The organism is Nocardia sp. NPDC050697, assembly GCF_040654395.1.
Taxonomy (GTDB): Bacteria; Actinomycetota; Actinomycetes; order Mycobacteriales; family Mycobacteriaceae; genus Nocardia.
In genome coordinates this window covers 228,030-245,111 of sequence record NZ_JBFAHY010000007.1, presented here as the reverse complement: position 1 = coordinate 245,111, position 17,082 = coordinate 228,030, and the positions used below count along the sequence as shown (strand labels likewise).

15 protein-coding genes are annotated in these 17,082 nt (G+C 72.3%); 11 read left to right on the top strand and 4 right to left on the bottom strand.

All coding sequences use genetic code 11. The annotated features are described in order from the left end of the window. Positions 1–222: 222 nt before the first annotated feature. The 5 genes from AB0H71_RS24435 (at position 223) to AB0H71_RS24415 (ending at position 7,148) form a co-directional block, all read left to right on the top strand. Entirely contained in the window at positions 223–981 is a 759-nt protein-coding gene (locus tag AB0H71_RS24435; RefSeq protein ID WP_357025157.1) for a hypothetical protein, read from the top strand. Continuing rightward, positions 971–3,106 (top strand): Rv1355c family protein, encoded by a 2,136-nt coding sequence (locus tag AB0H71_RS24430; protein WP_357025154.1) that lies wholly within the window; start codon positions 971–973, stop codon positions 3,104–3,106. The genes AB0H71_RS24435 and AB0H71_RS24430 overlap by 11 nt, the downstream gene beginning before the upstream one ends. A gap of 43 nt (positions 3,107–3,149) precedes the next feature. Then, complete coding sequence (locus AB0H71_RS24425) at positions 3,150–4,985, top strand: EAL domain-containing protein (protein WP_357025151.1); 1,836 nt, start codon at positions 3,150–3,152, stop codon at positions 4,983–4,985. Positions 4,986–5,065: 80 nt separating this feature from the next. Further along, positions 5,066–6,193: a glycosyltransferase gene (locus AB0H71_RS24420; RefSeq protein WP_357025148.1), complete on the top strand. Its 1,128-nt coding sequence runs from the start codon at positions 5,066–5,068 to the stop codon at positions 6,191–6,193. 76 nt (positions 6,194–6,269) lie between these two features. After that, positions 6,270–7,148 (top strand): SDR family oxidoreductase, encoded by an 879-nt coding sequence (locus AB0H71_RS24415; protein WP_357025145.1) that lies wholly within the window; start codon positions 6,270–6,272, stop codon positions 7,146–7,148. Here AB0H71_RS24415 and soxR read toward each other — a convergent pair. After that, on the bottom strand, positions 7,145–7,675 hold the full coding sequence (gene soxR, locus AB0H71_RS24410) for a redox-sensitive transcriptional activator SoxR (RefSeq protein ID WP_357025142.1): 531 nt from the start codon (positions 7,673–7,675) through the stop codon (positions 7,145–7,147). The two genes, AB0H71_RS24415 and soxR, sit on opposite strands and share 4 nt — an antisense overlap. A gap of 95 nt (positions 7,676–7,770) precedes the next feature. On the opposite strand from soxR, the gene AB0H71_RS24405 reads away from it, so the two are divergent. Together AB0H71_RS24405 and AB0H71_RS24400 are read left to right on the top strand one after the other, a co-directional pair. Then, entirely contained in the window at positions 7,771–9,018 is a 1,248-nt protein-coding gene (locus AB0H71_RS24405; RefSeq protein ID WP_357025139.1) for an arginine deiminase, read from the top strand. Between the two features lie 3 nt (positions 9,019–9,021). Continuing rightward, complete coding sequence (locus tag AB0H71_RS24400) at positions 9,022–9,393, top strand: GntR family transcriptional regulator (RefSeq protein WP_357025136.1); 372 nt, start codon at positions 9,022–9,024, stop codon at positions 9,391–9,393. Here the strand turns inward: AB0H71_RS24400 and AB0H71_RS24395 are convergent, their stop codons facing one another. Continuing rightward, on the bottom strand, positions 9,394–10,992 hold the full coding sequence (locus AB0H71_RS24395; RefSeq protein WP_357025133.1) for a phospholipid carrier-dependent glycosyltransferase: 1,599 nt from the start codon (positions 10,990–10,992) through the stop codon (positions 9,394–9,396). A 33-nt stretch (positions 10,993–11,025) separates the two neighbouring features. Between AB0H71_RS24395 and rsmI the strand changes: the two genes are divergently transcribed. Then, a complete protein-coding gene (gene rsmI, locus AB0H71_RS24390; protein ID WP_357025130.1) occupies positions 11,026–11,877 on the top strand; it encodes a 16S rRNA (cytidine(1402)-2'-O)-methyltransferase in 852 nt (283 codons plus the stop codon). A gap of 44 nt (positions 11,878–11,921) precedes the next feature. Then, on the top strand, positions 11,922–12,674 hold the full coding sequence (locus AB0H71_RS24385; protein ID WP_357025128.1) for an isocitrate lyase/phosphoenolpyruvate mutase family protein: 753 nt from the start codon (positions 11,922–11,924) through the stop codon (positions 12,672–12,674). A gap of 115 nt (positions 12,675–12,789) precedes the next feature. On the opposite strand, the gene AB0H71_RS24380 is transcribed toward AB0H71_RS24385, so the two are convergent. Together AB0H71_RS24380 and metG are read right to left on the bottom strand one after the other, a co-directional pair. After that, positions 12,790–13,290, bottom strand: a complete 501-nt coding sequence (locus AB0H71_RS24380) for a hypothetical protein (RefSeq protein ID WP_357025125.1) — start codon at positions 13,288–13,290, stop codon at positions 12,790–12,792. A 53-nt stretch (positions 13,291–13,343) separates the two neighbouring features. Beyond that, positions 13,344–14,876 (bottom strand): methionine--tRNA ligase, encoded by a 1,533-nt coding sequence (metG, locus tag AB0H71_RS24375; protein WP_357025122.1) that lies wholly within the window; start codon positions 14,874–14,876, stop codon positions 13,344–13,346. A gap of 62 nt (positions 14,877–14,938) precedes the next feature. Between metG and AB0H71_RS24370 the strand changes: the two genes are divergently transcribed. Both AB0H71_RS24370 and AB0H71_RS24365 read left to right on the top strand, forming a co-directional pair. Beyond that, positions 14,939–15,769 (top strand): TatD family hydrolase, encoded by an 831-nt coding sequence (locus tag AB0H71_RS24370; RefSeq protein WP_357025119.1) that lies wholly within the window; start codon positions 14,939–14,941, stop codon positions 15,767–15,769. Between the two features lie 181 nt (positions 15,770–15,950). After that, complete coding sequence (locus tag AB0H71_RS24365; RefSeq protein WP_357025116.1) at positions 15,951–17,081, top strand: transglycosylase family protein; 1,131 nt, start codon at positions 15,951–15,953, stop codon at positions 17,079–17,081. Position 17,082 lies beyond the last annotated feature (1 nt).

The window sequence follows — 17,082 nt, the reverse complement described above, 5'->3', positions numbered from 1 at the left end:
GAGACCGGCCGGTCTATCCGGTAACACCCCCTATTGCACACCGCTCGGGCCTCGACGCGAATTAATAGAAATGTGACATGGTCACGGGAGATTAACCGGATAAGTGGTCAATTCCTGTCGAATGACGGATACTTCCACTGGCGGGCGAACCGGACAGTACGTTCGAGCAGGCTGCCGCATCGGTTCGAGGGCCGCCCGGCGGCGGTAGCAGGAGTTGACCACATGACTGTCGAAACACTCGCAGTCGGCCCCGCGGGCGCACCCGACGACCGTTCGCGGCCCACGATCGCCACCGCCGGCGGCCACTTCCTCGACCGGGCCTCCGGCTGCCGCATCCGGTTGGCAACGCCGGCTGCGGAGCCGGTGCTGTGGGCCCGCTACCTGGACGGCGCGCTGCGCACCTACCGGCACTTCGGGGTGGAGCGGGCGCTGGAGCTCCCCGCCACCGCCGACGGCGACACCACCGCGCTCTTCTGCACCGCCACCGACGCCGCGGGCCGGATGGTGGCCGGGGTCCGGGTGCAGGGCCGGTACCGGCGGGTCACCGACGCCACCTCGCTGCTGGCCTGGGAGGGCCGCCCCGGCGAGAGCGCGCTGCGCATGATGATGGCGGGCCGGCTGCCGTTCGGCGTGGTCGAGGGGCGCGGCGCCTGGGTGACCAGGGAGACCCCGTACCGCAACGAGCTCGGCGCGGCGATCTCGCGCTGCCTGGCGCACGCGCCGCGGCTGCTCGGCGCGCGCTTCTGCTTCGCCACCGTCGCCTCCTTCACCGCGAGCAGACACGCGGCCAGCGGTGGCCTCACCGCCACCGACATCGCGCCGGTGCCGTACCCGGACGAGCGCTACCGCACGGTGCCGATCTGGTGGGACACCAGGCGCTACCGCAGCACCGCGGCGCCCGACCAGTACACGGCCATGCGGGCCGAGTGGGCCGAACTCGGCATCCCCGAGCCCGACCCGCGGCCCTTCCATGGCTGCTGACCCCGATCCGGCGCACCGGCCGCTCATCCTCGACCCGGCCGCCCCCGGCGCCGCGGCCGCCATCGCGGAGCTGCGCGAGCGTCCCGGGATCGAGGTCACCGACCTGCGCGCGCCGCTGCGCGCCGAGCTGGCCGAGATCCCGGAGCCCCCGCCGCCGGCCGGGGACCGCTGGGTCTACTACCCGTGGCGCAACCGGCTGCTCGGGCTGCCCGCCGAGCCGGAGTTCCGCGCGGTGCGGCTGAACCGCAACCGGAACAAGCTCACCGCCGCCGAGCAGGCGGTGCTCGGCGCGCTGCGAATCGGGGTGGTCGGGCAGAGCGTGGGCCACGCCGTCGCCTACGCGCTGGCGCAGGAGGGGGTCTGCGGCTACCTGCGGCTGGCCGACTTCGACGCGATCGCGCTCTCCAATCTGAACCGGGTGCCGGGCACGCTCTTCGACATCGGGGTGAACAAGGCGGTCGTGACGGCGCGCCGGATCGCCGAGCTGGACCCGTACCTGCCGGTCGACATCCGCACCGGCGGCGTGGACGGCGACGCCATGCCGGAGTACCTGGCCGGGCTCTCGCTGGTGGTCGAGGAGTGCGACTCGCTCGACGTCAAGCTGCTGGTCCGCGAGCACGCGCGCAGCATCGGGCTGCCGGTGGTGATGGAGACCAGCGACCGCGGGCTGCTCGATATCGAGCGCTACGACCTGGAGCCGGAGCGCGAGCCCTTCCACGGCATGCTCGGCGGGGTGAAGGCCGCGGACCTGCGCGGCCTCGCCTCCAGGGACAAGGCGCCCTACGTCATGGGCATCCTCGGCGCGGACCAGATCTCCGCGCGGATGGGCGCCAGCATGGTCGAGATCGACGAGACCCTGGCGGCCTGGCCGCAGCTGGGCAGCGAGGTCATGCTCGGCGGCGCGCTGGTGGCCGCCGCGGTGCGCCGGATCGGGCTCGGCCGCGCGCTGCCCTCCGGCCGGGTCCGGATCGATCTGGAGGCCGAGCTGGACCGGGTGGCGCCGCCGGAGCTGCCCGCCGCCGCGGCCGCCGGAGCGGACGAGCTGGACCCGCACCTGCCCCCGCCCGGCGCCACCGCCGTCGAGCGGGTGCTGCACTGCGCGCAGCGCGCGCCCTCGGGCGGCAATGCGCAGCCGTGGACGCTGAGCGCCGATGCCGGCGAGATCCGGATCGCGCTCCGCACCGACTACCGCACCGGGCTGGACCACCGCTTCCGGGGCAGCGCGGTGGCGCTCGGCGCCGCGCTCTACAACGCGCGCGCGGCCACGGCGGCGCTCGGCATCCTCGGTCCGGTCGCTGTGCGTGAATCGGCCGGCGACGGACTGATCGCGACGTTGCGTCTGGGACGGGACCGGGATCCGGTGCTCGCCGCCGACTATCCGCTGGCGCTGCGGCGCGAGACCAATCGCCGGCTCGGCACCGGCGGCGCACTGGACGAGACGCTCGCCGCCGCGCTGCGCAACGCCGCAACGGCGGAGGGTGCGATGTTGCGGATCGTCGGCGAGCCGGACGCGCTCGCCGAGGCGGCCGCGATCCTGGCCGGGTCGGATCGGGTGCGCTACCTGGAGCCCGCGCTGCACCGCGAGCTGTTCGCCGAGGTCAGGGCGGCCGATGCGGACCTGACGACCGGTATCGATCTGCGCAGCCTGGAGCTCGCGCCGGACGAGCGGGTGGCGCTGGAGGTGGCGCGCCGCCCCGACATCATGGCGCACCTGCGGGACTGGTCCGGCGGCGCCGCGCTGGGCGACAGCACCCGCGACCGGGTGCTCACGGCGGCCGCGATCCTGGTGGTGACGGTACCGGCCGAGACGGTCGACGGGCCGGGATTGACCGGTTACGCCCGCGGCGGCGTCGCCGCCGAGCGGGTGTGGATCGCGGCGCAACGAGCGGGTCTTGCGGTGCAGCCGATCTCCCCGGTCTTCCTCTATGCGCGCGACGTCAGCGAACTGGCCGCGATTTCCCCCGGCTTCGTGGATACACTGACCTCACTTCGGGACCGATTCCTACACCTCGTCGGCGTTCCCGAACGTGAGACCATGGCATTGGCGCTGCGCGTGAGCCGGGCCGCCGACGCGACGGTCCGGAGCAGGCGACGTCCGATGCCGGGCGTGGACACCAGCGGCTAGTGCGATCGGAGACAAGGTGCCTCGGCGGACACTCGACTCACTGGTGACCGAAGTCGCCTCCGAGCTGATGGGTGTCGACGCGACCACGATGAAGGCGGTCACCGCGCGGGTGCTGGCAACTCTCGTGGAGTACTTCGACGTCGATTTCAGCTATGTCCGGCATACCGACCGCGAACGCCGCGCGACCATCCTGATCGCCGAGTGGCCGCCGCGCGAGGACGTGCCGGAGCCGGACCCGCTCGAGGTCGTCTACTTCGACAAGGCCGACTCGGTCTTCAAGGCGCTGGAGAATGCCACCGAGCCGTTCCTGGTGACCAGGGACGACGCCGACTACCAGGAGACCATCCGCCGCGCCTCCGGCCTGCCCTACGTGACCTCGGCGGCGGTGCCGCTGCTCTCCCGCGGCGAGTCGACCGGGCTGCTCGGCTTCATCAAGGTCGGCGACCGCGACTGGAGCACCCGCGAGCTCAATGTGCTCAAGGCGATCGCCGCGCTCTTCGCCCAGCTGCAGGCGCGGGTGGTGGCCGAGGAGCGGCTGCGCTACATCGCGCTGCACGACGACCTGACCGGGCTGGCGAACCGCAGGGCGCTGCTGGAGCACATGGAGGAGCGGTTGCGGGCCGGTAGCCCCGGGCCGGTCGCGACCTTCTTCCTCGACCTGGACCGGCTGAAGGCGCTCAACGACTTTCTGGGACACACCGCGGGCGACAACTTCATCCGCTCGCTCTCCGCCCGGCTCCGGGAGAACCTGGACCCGACCGACATGATCGCCCGGCTCGGCGGCGACGAGTTCGTGATCGTCCCGGTCAAGCCGATGGACGCGGTGGCCGCGGAGAACGAGGCCACCCGGATCCAGCAGCTGATCGGACGCCGGGTCACCGTGGGCGGGGAGTCGGTGAGCCGCGGCGCGAGCGTCGGGGTGGCGCTGGGCATTCCGGGCGAGACCACCGTCGCCGACGTGCTGCGCCGGGCCGACCACGCGCTGCTCTCGGCCAAGTCCGGCGGCGGCAACGGGGTCGCGGTCTTCACCGACGCCATGCGCGCCCAGTTCGAGCTGCAGGACGACGTGGAGCTGAACCTGCGCGGCGCGGTCGCCGACGGCTCGCTGATCCTGCACTACCAGCCCGAGGTGGATCTGCGCACCGGCCGGATCGTCGCGCTGGAGGCGCTGGTGCGCTGGCTGCACCCGACCAGGGGGCTGCTGCCGCCCGGCGCCTTCGTGAGCGTGGCCGAGGCCACCAACCTCGCCGGTGAGCTGGGCCGCTGGGTGATCCGCTCGGCCTGCGCGCAGTTCGCCGAGTGGCGGCGGCGCGGGCTGGCCGCGGACGTGGTCATGCGGATCAATGTCTCGCCGGTGCAGCTGGTCAGCCTGGACTTCGTCGAGCGGATCGAGGACATGCTGCGGCTGTTCGGCATCGAGGGCAGCTCGATCTGCCTGGAGATCACCGAGCACGTCGTGGTGCAGGACCTCTCCCGCACCCAGGTGACGCTGCGCGGGCTCAAGCGGATGGGCGTGCAGATCGCCATCGACGACTTCGGCACCGGGTACAGCTCGCTCTCGCACCTCAAGGCGCTGCCGGTGGACGCGGTGAAGATCGACCGCGGCTTCGTGCAGCGGCTCGGCGCCAGCGCCGACGACCTGGCCATCGTGAAGTCCATCATCGGGCTGGCCGGCTCGTTCGGGCTCGGCGTGGTCGGCGAGGGGGTGGAGACGCCGGTCGCGGCGCGCACCCTGGTCGGGCTGGGCTGCTACCGGGCGCAGGGGTTCCTGATCGCCCGGCCGATGCCCGCCGAGCAGGCCGAGGTGCACCTGGCCGAGGGGCGGATCCCGCTCGACCTGGACCTGCCGCGGCCGGATCGCGCCTCGCCCGCGCGCTGAAGCGCGCGGTTCGTCGCCTCTTCGTACGGCGTTCACACGGCGTTGGGCGCCGGGCACTCCGCCGCCGACACGATCGGCGGGTGCGCATCGTGCAGCTCGCCAATTTCTACGGCCCGCGCTCCGGGGGGCTGCGCACCGCGCTGCACCACCTGGGGGAGGGCTACGTCGGCGCGGGCCACGAGGTGGTGCTGATCGTGCCCGGCCCGCGCCGCGCCGAGGAGGTGCTGCCCGCCGGCGCCGTCCGCATCACCCTGCCCGCGCTGCCGATCCCGTGCACCGGCGGCTACCGCGCGGCCGACCCGCGCCGGGTGGCGGAGGTGCTGACCGGGCTGCGGCCGGATGTGCTCGAGGTCTCCGACCGGCTCACCCTGCGCGGCTTCGGCACCTGGGCGCGCAGGCGCGATGTGGCGAGCGTGATGATCTCGCACGAGCGGCTGGACCGGCTGCTCGGCCAGGTGCTGCCCGGCCCGGCCGCGCGGCGCTGCGCCGATATCGCCAACCGCCGCACCGCCGAGCAGTACGACGTGGTGGTCTGCACCACGGAGTTCGCCCGCGCCGAGTTCCGCCGGATCGACGTCCCGAACGTCGAGCTGGTGCCGCTCGGCGTCGACCTGGAGCTCTTCAGCCCGAGCCGGGTGGACGCGGGGCTGCGCGCCGAGCTCGGCGTCGCCGGGCACCCGCTGCTCGTGCACTGCGGCAGGCTCTCGGTGGAGAAGCGGGTGGATCGGAGCATCGAGGCCATCGGCGAGCTGGCCGACGCCGGGATCGGCGCGCGGCTGGTGGTGGCCGGGGACGGCCCGCGCCGGGAGGCGCTGGAGCGGCGCGCCCGGATGCTGCCGAAGCTGCCGGGCGGTGCGCCCGCGGTGCACTTCACCGGGTTCATCACCGACCGCAACCGGGTCGCCTCGCTGCTCGCCACCGCCGACGTCTCGCTGGCGCCCGGCCCGCACGAGACCTTCGGGCTGGCCGCGCTGGAGGCGCTGGCCGCGGGCACCCCGGTGGTGGCGAGCCGCTCCTCCGCGCTCGCCGACATCGTCACCGCCGAGTGCGGTGCCGTCGCCGCCGACGACCCGGCCGCCTTCGCCCGCGCGGTGGACGGCGTGCTGGCCATGCCGATGGCGGGCCGGAGGCTGGCCGCGCGCAGCCGGGCCGAGCAGTTCACCTGGCCGCGGGCGGTCGCCGGAATGCTCGCGGTGCTCGGGCGCTGAGCACGGCCCGCCGGAGCACCGGCCACATCGAAGTACCCTGCGACAACGGGACGCCCGCTGACGAGAGGAACGTGCTGTGGCTGTGGTTGGTATCCGACGGCGCCGCAAGGTGGCCCTGCGGAATGCGAAAGCGCTGGTGACGGGGGCCGCGAGCGGTATCGGGCGGGCCACCGCGGTGGCGCTGGCGGAGCAGGGCGGCCAGCTCGTGCTCACCGATATCGACGAGCCGGGGCTGACCGCGACCGCCGATCTGGTGCGCGCCGCGGGCGGGACGGTGCTCGCCGTTCGCGCGCTCGACATCACCGACTACGACGCGGTCAGGGAGTTCGCCGCGGCGGTGCACAGCGAACACGTGGCGCTGGACATCGTGCTGAACATCGCGGGCACCTCGGCCTGGGGCACGGTGGAGAACCTGGAGCACCGGCACTGGCGGCGCATGGTCGAGGTCAACCTCATGGGGCCGATCCACGTCATCGAGACCTTCGTGCCGCCGATGGTCCGGGCCGGGCGCGGCGGCGCGCTGGTGAACGTCTCCTCGGCGGCCGGGCTGATCGCGCTGCCCTGGCACGCCGCCTACAGCGCCAGCAAGTTCGGCATCCGCGGCGTCTCCGAGGTGCTCCGCTTCGACCTCGCGCCGCACGGCATCTCGGTGCACGTGGTGGCGCCGGGCGCGGTGAACACCCCGCTGGTGCGCTCCTTCGACCTGGTCGGCATCGATAAGGAGGACCCGAGGGTGAGGCGGCTGCACGACCGCTTCACCGGGCACGCCGTCGCGCCGGAGAAGGTGGCCGCCGCCATCGTGAAGGGCATCGAGAAGGACCGCTTCCTCGTCTTCACCTCGTTCGACATCCGCTTCGCCTACTGGTGGAAGCGGAAGTTCGCGCTGCCCTACGAGTTCGTGATCGGGCAGGCGTCGAGGAAGTTCGCCAAGTTACTGCGCGAGCCGCGGCGCTAGCCGACGCTCTCCATCGGCTCGCACGGCTCGCAGGCGCCCGAGGGCTCGCACTCGGCGGTGTCCGGGCAGTTCAGGTGCACGTCGAGCACCCGGGCGCCGGGCCCGTCGTTGCCGAGCCGGTCGCCCTCGTTGGCCAGCCGGCAGCTGCCGAGCGAGAGGCAGCCGCAGCCGATGCAGCCGGTCAGGTTGTCGCGCAGCCGGACCAGCTGGGTGATCCGCTCGTCCAGGTCGGTGCGCCACGCGGTGGAGAGCGTCTCCCAGTCGCGGCGGGTCGGGGTGCGGCCGGCGGGCAGCCGGTCGAGCGCGTCCCTGATCTCGCTGAGCGGAATACCGACCCGCTGCGAGATCCGGATGAAGGCCACCCGGCGCAGCGTCTCCCTGGTGTAGCGTCGCTGGTTCCCGCTGGTGCGGCGGCTCGAGATGAGACCTTCGCGCTCGTAGAAGTGCAGGGCGGAGACGGCCACTCCGCTTCGCTCGGAGAGCTGGCCGGGGGTCAGCTCCTTCGTACGCCAATCGGCAGTCGTCATCGGGCTCCTCCATTCACCTCAACAATACTTCAGGTTCCTTCCGTCCGGGACCGAATCGCCGTGCCGTGCGCGGCGGGTGCGACTACGGTCGTTCCATGGACGACGGGAACGGGGCGAAGGACCGGCTCTCGGTGACCTCCGAGGTCGGCCGGTTGCGGGCGGTGCTGCTGCACCGCCCCGGCGACGAACTGCGCAGGCTCACCCCGCGCAACAACGACCAGCTGCTCTTCGACGCCATCCCGTGGGTCGAGCGGGCGCAGCAGGAGCACGACACCTTCGCGGCCACGCTGCGCGACCGCGGCGTCGAGGTGCTGCTGCTCGGCGAGCTGCTCGCCGAGACGCTCGGGGTCAGCGGCGCCGCGCGCGTGCAGGGCATCGCGGGCGCGGTGGACGCGCGCCGGCTCGGCCACCCGCTCGCCGAGCAGCTCGCCGCGCACCTGCGCGGGGTGCCCGGCCCGGAGCTGGCGAACGTGCTGATCGCCGGGATGACCTTCGACGAGCTGCCGTTCGGCCCCGACACCGCCTCGCTGGTACGGCGCATGCACCACGGCAGCGACTTCGTCATCGACCCGCTGCCCAACCTCATGTTCACCAGGGACTCGTCGTTCTGGGTCGGGCCGCGGGTGGCGATCACCGCGCTCGCGCTGCCCGCGCGCGGCCGGGAGACCTCGCTCACCGACCTGATCTACGCCTTCCACCCGCGCTTCCTCGGGGTGCGGCGGGCCTACGAATCGCACACCGCGCCGATCGAGGGCGGCGACGTGCTGCTGCTCGCGCCCGGCGTCGTCGCGGTCGGGGTGGGCGAGCGCACCACCCCAGCCGGGGCGGAGGCGCTGGCGCGCAGCCTCTTCGACGACGACCTCGCGCACACCGTGCTGGTGGTGCCGATCGCGCAGAACCGGGCCACCATGCACCTGGACACCGTCTGCACCATGGTCGACACCGACGCCGTCGTCATGTACCCGGCGGTGCGGGATTCGCTGACCGCCTTCACCATTCGCCGCGAGGACGGCTACGGTGGCCGCACCGGCGACGGCGGGGTGAGCATGGCCGGGCCCGACCCCTTCCTGCCCGCGGCGGCCGAGGCCATGGGGATCGGCAAGCTCCGGGTGATCGACACCGGGCTGGACGGCGTCACCGCCGAGCGCGAGCAGTGGGACGACGGCAACAACACGCTCGCGCTCGCCCCCGGCGTCGTGGTCGCCTACGAGCGCAACGAGATGACGAACACCCGGCTGCGCGATGCCGGGATCGAGGTGCTGCCGATCCCCGGCTCGGAGATCGGCTCGGGGCGCGGCGGGCCGCGCTGCCTCTCCTGTCCGATCGCCCGCGACGAGGTGTGAGCCGTGCTGGAGCTGGAGATCACCCATGATTCCGCGGTGCCGCCCTACGAGCAGCTGCGGATCGGCGTCGTGGCTCAGGTGCGCTCCGGCGCGCTCACCGCGGGCACCAAGATCCCGACCGTGCGGGCGCTGGCCGGGCAGCTCGGGCTGGCCCCGAACACCGTCGCCCGCGCCTACCGGGAGCTGGAGGCCGACGGGGTGCTGGAGACCAGGGGCAGGCAGGGCACCTTCATCGCCTCCTCCGGCGACCCCACCCGCGACCTCGCGGGGCGGGCCGCCACCGAGTACGTCGCCGCCATCCGGCGGCTCGGCCTGGACGACCGCAGCGCGCTGCGCTACATCCGCTCCGCGCTGGAGGCCAACCCGCCGACCTGATCAGCGCCAGCTGGGCAGCCAGAGGTGGTCGTGCCAGTTGCCCGGGGTGATCGGCAGGGCGGTGAGGATGGGCCAGAGCCAGACGAAGTTGGCGATCACCAGCCCCAGGTAGAGGCAGACGGCGAGCAGCCCCAGGCTGTGCCGTTCGCTCGGCGCGCGCGCGGGGCCAGGCACCCCGCGCGGCAGCGGGAGCCGCCGGGCCGGGCCGAGCACGTCGCCGAGCACCAGCGCCACCCCCATCACCAGGAAGGGCGCCAGCGCGACCGCGTAGAAGTAGTACATCTGCCGGTCGAGGGTGAGGAACCAGGGCAGCCAGGCGGCGCCGTACCCGGCGAGCACCGCGGCGTAGCGCCAGTCCCTGCGGACGATGCCGCGCCAGACCATCCAGGCCAGCGCCGGAAAGGCGATCCACCACAGCGCCGGGGTACCGACCAGCATGACCGCCTTGACGCACTGGGTCTGGCCGCAGCCGGTGACGCCGCCGTCGGCGTAGTAGTAGAGCATCGGCCGCAGCCCCATCGGCCAGGTCCACGGCTTGGACTCCCACGGGTGGTGGTTGCCCGCGGAGTTGGTGAGCTCGGAGTGGAAGCGCAGGCTCTCGCCGCTGTAGTACCAGAGCGAGCGCAGCGCGTCCGGCACGAAGGCGAAGGGCCCGCCGGTGCCGACCTGGTTGCCCACCGCCCAGCGGTACACCCCGACCTCGCTCGCGAACCACGCCGCGTAGCTGCCCAGATACACCAGCAGCGGAATCAGCACCAGCGCGTAGAGCGCGGGCCCGACATCGCGCACCAGCGTGCCGAGCCACGGCCGCGGCACCCCGTAGGTGCGCCGCGCCGCCACATCGAATGCCACGCTGAGCAGCCCGAACGCCACGATGAAGTAGACCGACGACCACTTGGTGCCGCAGGCCAGCCCGAGCAGCACCCCCGCGCCGAACCGCCACCAGCGCACCCCGACCCGCGGCCCCCACGCGGTGAACGCGGCGCGGTCCTCGAAGTCGGCGAGCGCCAGCCGGTGCCTGACCTCGTCCCGGTCCACGATCAGGCAGCCGAAGGCGGCGACCACGAAGAGCGCCATGAAGATGTCGAGCATGCCGATGCGGGAGGAGACGAAGGTCAGCCCGTCCGCGATCAGCAGCAGCCCGGCGATCGCGCCGACCAGCGTCGAGCGCGCCATCCGGCGCACGATCCGGATGACCAGCAGCACCAGCAGCGTTCCGGCGACCGCGGCGGAGAAGCGCCAGCCCCAGGCGTTGTAGCCGAAGATCGCCTCGCCGATGGCGATCAGCTGCTTGCCCACCGGCGGGTGCACCACCAGGCCGTAGCCCGGGTTGTCCTCGACCCCGTTGCCGGTGAGCATCTGCCAGGCCTGCGGCGCGTAGTGCTTCTCGTCGAAGACCGGGGTGCCCGCGTCGGTGGGGTAGCCGAGGTAGGCGAAGCGGGTGAGCGCCGCGATCAGGGTGAGCACGCCGGTGACGATCCAGCCGCGCGCGGTGTCGACCGGGCCGAAGTCCGGGACCGGGCGCCGCGGCGCCGGGCCGGACCGCGCGGGCGGGGGCACGGAGGGCGCCGTCGCGCGCTGGCCGGTCACCTGGGTCACGCCCCGATCGTAGGCGGTGGAGAATGGAGCACCGTGACCGAACCGGGCAGGCTGGTACTGGCGGCGACGCCGATGGGCGAGATCGGCGACGCCTCGCAGCGGCTGCGCGCTGCGCTCGGCGCGGCGGACGTGGTCGCGGCCGAGGACACCAGGCGCACCCGCTCGCTGGCCAAGGCGCTCGGCGTCGAGATCACCGGCCGGGTGGTGAGCTTCTACGACCACGTGGAGGCGGCGCGCATCCCGGCGCTGCTCGCCGAGATCGCGGACGGCAGGACGGTGCTGCTGGTGACCGACGCCGGCATGCCGTCGGTGAGCGACCCCGGCTACCGCCTCGTCGCCGCCTGCGCCGAGCGCGACCTCCCCGTCACCTGCCTGCCGGGGCCGTCCGCGGTGACCACGGCGCTCGCGCTCTCGGCGCTTCCGGTCGAGCGGTTCTGCTTCGACGGCTTCGCCCCGCGCAAGCAGGGCGCGCGCCGGGAGTGGCTCGGCACGCTGCGCGCCGAACCCCGCGCCTGCGTCTTCTTCGAGGCGCCGCACCGGCTCGCCGACTGCCTCGCCGACGCCGTCGCGGTGCTCGGCCCCCACCGCCGCGCCGCCGTCTGCCGCGAGCTCACCAAGACCTACGAGGAGGTGGTGCGCGGCACCCTCGGCGAGCTCGCCGCCTGGGCCGCCGACGGCGTCCGCGGTGAGATCACCGTGGTGCTCGCGGGCGCCGCCCCGGTCACCGCCGACCCCGCCGACCTGGTCGGCGAGGTCGAGGCGAGGGTCGCCGCGGGCATCCGGCTCAAGGACGCCTGCGCCGACCTCGCCGCCGAGACCGGCGCCCCCCGCCGCGCGCTCTACGACGCCGTGCTCGCCGCCCGCCGCGCCGACGCACCCGGCTGACCGGCGGGTATGCGGGAACCGCGGGAACGAAGCATGATCGGGGCATGACCTCTCTGGAGAGCAAGGCCAAGACGTTCCTGGAACTGCACCGCCCCGGCGCCCCCGCCGTCCTGCCCACGGTGTGGGACGCGTGGTCGGCGAATCTCGCCGTCGCCGCCGGCTTTTCCGCGCTCACCGTCGGCAGCCACCCGGTCGCCGACTCCATCGGCAGGCCCGACGGTGAGGGCATGAGCTACACCGAGCTGCTCACCCGCGCCAAGCAGATCACCGAATCCGTCGACGTCCCGGTCTCGGTCGACATCGAGTCCGGCTACGGGCTGGAGCCCGCGCAGCTCATCGACGGGCTGCTGGAGGCGGGGGCCATCGGGCTCAATATCGAGGACACCGTGCACAGCGAGGGCAAGCGGCTGCGCGGTGCCGAGGAGCACGCCGAGCTCGTGCGCGGGCTGCGGCAGTTCGCCGACGCGGCGGGCGTGCACGTCGTCGTCAACGCCCGCACCGACCTCTTCCTCCGCCAGGACGGGGACGAGAGCGATCGCGTCGACCGCGCCATCGCCCGGTTGAACCTCGCCGTCGAGGCGGGTGCCGACGTGCTCTACCCGGTCGGCCGCCACAGCGACGCCGACCTGCGCCGGCTCACCTCCGAGCTGTCGAAGCCGGTGAACGTCATCGGCATCCCCGACGCGCCGAACCTGAAGGAGCTGGCCGACGCCGGGGTCGCGCGGGTCAGCTTCGGCCCGTTCCTGCAGGCCGCGCTGGCCAAGGAGGCCGATCGCCTCTTCGGCGCCTGGAAGTAGCGCGTTTCGCCGCTCGCCGACCGGGGTTTCGATCCGGGTCGGCGAGCTGCGGCGCGGCCACCTGTGGTGGACCGATGCCGGCTCATGGCCCCTCGAGTTCCCGGCGGCGGTGCCGCTAGCGCTGGTCCTTCTTTGCTTGGCGCCGGGTACCGGCCGCGATGCTGGAAGCCTCGAACTTCTTCCGGCCGGGAGAGCGGCGGGTGGTATCGACGCGCGCCCGCCCCGGCGAGTCGACCTTTCCGGTGGTTGTGTCGACGTCGCTGAAGGACGGGGCGTCCGCGCGGGCGAGGGCGAGCCGCTCGTCTTTCAACTTGCGGGCATTTCGCTTCGAGGCCGTGGCCAGCTGGCGGCTCACCCTGCTGAGCGCGCCTTCGAAGATCTCCACCTTGGCCGCGTTGCGAACATTCGCGGCCTTTCCGGCGCCGCGCGCGCCCTTGGCTTCGACCTTCGCGGCGCCGGATCGGCGGTATATCTTGACGAATTTATTGCGCGCCCGCCGCACGCGGGTGTGCAGCCGGAGCAGCTCGTCCTCGTCGAGCTCGACGAGCCGGCCTTTCTTGGTGCTGCGGACCAGAACGTATTCTTCTTCGGACAGCGAGTTCAGCGTCTTCGTCATACCGACTCCGATCTACCAGGGATTCACCATCGGTAGGGAGTCTAGTGAAGCCGCTATTTCGGCTCGATGAATCGCGGGAAAACCGCCTCGGGCTCCGGCAACTGCACCCCCGCGGCCAGCGGATTCGCGATATCGGCGAAGGTGCGGTTCGGCTGGGCGAGCAGATCGAGAATCCGCCCCGCCGAACCGGGGATCACCGGCTGCACCAGGATCGCGACGATCCGCACGACCTCCAGCGTCACGTAGAGCACCGTGCCCTCGCGGGCGGTGTCCCCGGCCTTGGCGAGCGCCCACGGCTGCTGCGCCGAGAAGTACTTGTTCGCCTCGCCGAGCGTGAGCCAGAGCGCTTCCAGCGCGAGATGCAGCTGCTGCTGGTCGAATTCGGCGCGCACCTGCTCGAGCAGCCCGTTGGCCCGGTCGAGCAGGGCCTGATCCTCGGCGGTGAATTCCCCGGGAGCCGGAACGACGGAGGCGAAATCGCGGGCGACCATTTTCAGGCTGCGCTGCACCAGATTGCCGAACTCGTTGGCGAGATCGGTATTGATCCGCCCGACGATCGCCTCGTGGCTGTAATTCCCGTCCTGCCCGTAGGAGATCTCGCGGAGCAGGAAGAAGCGCACGGCGTCGAGCCCGTAGGCGTCGACGAGGGCGAGCGGGTCGACCACATTGCCGACCGACTTCGACATCTTCTCGCCCCTGTTGTACAGAAACCCGTGCACGAACACGCGTTTCGGCAGCTCCAGCCCGGCGGAGAGCAGGAAGGCGGGCCAGTACACCGTGTGGAAGCGGGTGATGTCCTTGCCGATGATGTGCACGTCGGCGGGCCAGAAGCGCTGAAAGGACTCGGATTCCGTATCGGGGAAGCCGGCGCCGGTGAGGTAGTTGGTGAGCGCATCCACCCACACGTACATGACGTGGTCGGGGTGGCCGGGCACCGGGACGCCCCAGTCGAAGGTGGTGCGCGAGATGGAGAGATCCTTGAGCCCGGCCTTGACGTAGCTGACGATTTCGTTGCGCCGGGTCGCGGGGGCGATGAACTCGGGGTGCTCCTCGTAGAGCGCGAGCAGCCGGTCCTGGTAGGCGGAGAGCCGGAAGAAGAAGTTGGACTCCTCGGTCCAGGTGACCGGGGTGTTGGTCTCGACGGAGTAGCGGGTGCCGTCGCGCAGCACCGTCTCCTCCTCGGTGTAGAACGCCTCGTCGCGCACCGAGTACCAGCCCGAGTAGTTGCCCAGGTAGATGTCGCCGCTGGCGAGCATCCGCTCCCAGATGGCGACGCTGGCCGCCAGGTGATCCGCGTCGGTGGTGCGGATGAAGCGGTCGTAGGAGATGTCGAGCGCCTTGTCCATGGCCTCGAAGACGTCGGAGTTCCGCGCGGCGAGCTCCTCCACCGGGACGCCCTCGGCCTGCGCGGTCTGCTGCATCTTCTGGCCGTGCTCGTCGGTGCCGGTCATGAAGAAGACGTCGTATCCGTCGAGCCGCTTGAACCGGGCGAGCGCGTCGGACGAGATGTACTCGTACGCGTGCCCGATGTGCGGTGCGCCGTTCGGATAGGCGATGGCCGTGGTGAGGTAGAAGGCTTCGCTCATGGTGTGTCTACTGTAATGCGCGTGCCAGCCCCGCTTCCCCTCGATATCGCCAGGAGCCTCCGATGAGCCGCACCCGGCCCGCGCCGGAGCCGCCGGAGCCGCTCGCGCCGCTGGTCGACGCGCACACCCACATCGACGCCTGCGGAGCGACGGACCCCGCGGGCGTCACCGCGCTGGTCGACCGGGCCGCCGCGGTGGGGGTCGGGACGATCGTCACGGTCGCCGACGATCTGGCCGCCGCGCGCTTCGCGGTCCAGGCCGCGCACTGGGACGACCGGGTCTACGCGGCGGTCGCGCTGCACCCGACCCGGGCCAACGCCCTCGACGACGCCGCCAAGGCCGAGCTGGAGCGGCTCGCCGCCGACCCGCGGGTGGTCGCGGTCGGCGAGACCGGGCTGGATTACTACTGGCCGGGCAAGCTGGAGGGCTGCGCCGACGTGGAGACCCAGGTCGAGGGCTTCCGCTGGCACATCGACCTGGCCAAGCGGCTCGGCAAACCGCTCATGATCCACAACCGGGAAGCCGACCACGACCTGCTCACCGTCCTGCTGGACGAGGGCGCCCCGGAGACGGTGATCTTCCACTGCTTCTCCGGCGACACCGCCATGGCGCAGGCCTGCGTGGCCGAGGGGTACGTGCTGAGCTTCTCCGGCACCGTGAGCTTCAAGAACGCGCACGAGCTGCGCGAGGCGGCCACGGTGGTGCCCGGCGCGCAGCTGCTGGTGGAGACCGACGCGCCGTACCTGACGCCGCACCCGTTCCGCGGTGCGCCGAACGAGTCCTACTGCCTGCCGTACACCGTGCGCGCGCTGGCCGAGGTGCGCGGCGAGGACCCGGCGGAGCTGGCCGAGATCAGCACCGCCACTGCCCGCCGGGTGTACCGGCTGCGGTAACCGCCGATCTCCAGGGTTTCCGGCTCTCCATGATCGAAAACAGTAGTGTGTCCTGGGTCACTTTCGCCGCGATCAGGGCGTTATCTACCTGCGGCTCCGATATCGCGCCGTGACCTGGAAGGACGCTGTTCACATTCGCACGGTTGCCGAGAGCCGTTCGCTTCGTTACCGTCCTGTGATCATGTCGCACTTCACGCGGATCAACCGGTCGCGTTCGCCGCTGCTCTACAGCGCGGTGGCCGCCCTGTTGCTCACGCTGATCGTCGGCTCGGCGCTGGCCATCGTGAACCGGAAGACCGTGACCATCGTCGTCGACGGCGAGCAGACCATCTTCACCACCATGTCCACCGATGTCGGTGGCGTGCTGCGGGCCGCCGGGTTCGAGCTGAGCGACCGCGACCTGGTGCGGCCCGGCGTCGGCAACGGCCTCTCCGACGGCGCCACCATCACCGTGAACCGGGCCCGCCAGGTGGAGCTCTCCATCGACGGCAAGCCGGAGAAGGTGTGGACCACCGGGCTCACCGCGGGCGACGCGCTGGCCCAGCTGAACCTCCCCGGCGACATGTACGTCTGGCCCGCCCGCGACGACCGGCTGCCGCTGGCGGGCGGCTCGCTGCAGATCGCGAGCCCGCGCCTGGTCTCGCTGGCCGACGGCGGAGTGCCCGCGGTCGACCTGCGGCTGGCCGCGCCGACCGTGGGCGAGCTGCTCCGGGTGGCCGGCGTGCCGCTGCAGCAGCAGGACACCGTCGAGCCCGCCGCGGACACCAAGCTCGTCGACGGCATGCGGGTCACCGTCACCCGCACCAGGACCGAGCAGAAGATCGAGACCATGCCGCTGCCGCCGCCGGAGACCGTGGTCGAGGATCCGGAGCTGAACCAGAGCCGCACCGTGGTGGAGAGCCAGGGCGTGCCCGGCGTGCAGGACGTGACCTTCGCCGTCACCACCGTGAACGGCCGGGAGGTCGGGCGCGAGCAGATCGGCAGCACGGTCAGCGTGCCCGCGCAGCCGAAGACGGTGCGCAAGGGCGCCAAGCCCGGCACCGAGGTGCCGACGGTGCGCGACGGCGCGGTCTGGGACGCGCTGGCCAAGTGCGAGGCCAACGGCAACTGGTCGATCAACACCGGCAACGGCTACTACGGCGGCATCCAGTTCGACCAGAGCACCTGGGAGCGGCAGGGCGGCACCAAGTACGCGCCGCGCGCCGATCTGGCCACCCGCGAGGAGCAGATCGCCATCGCCGAGGTGACCAGGGCGCGGCAGGGCTGGGGCGCCTGGCCCGCCTGCACCGCCGGGCTCGGCATCGGGGATTGAT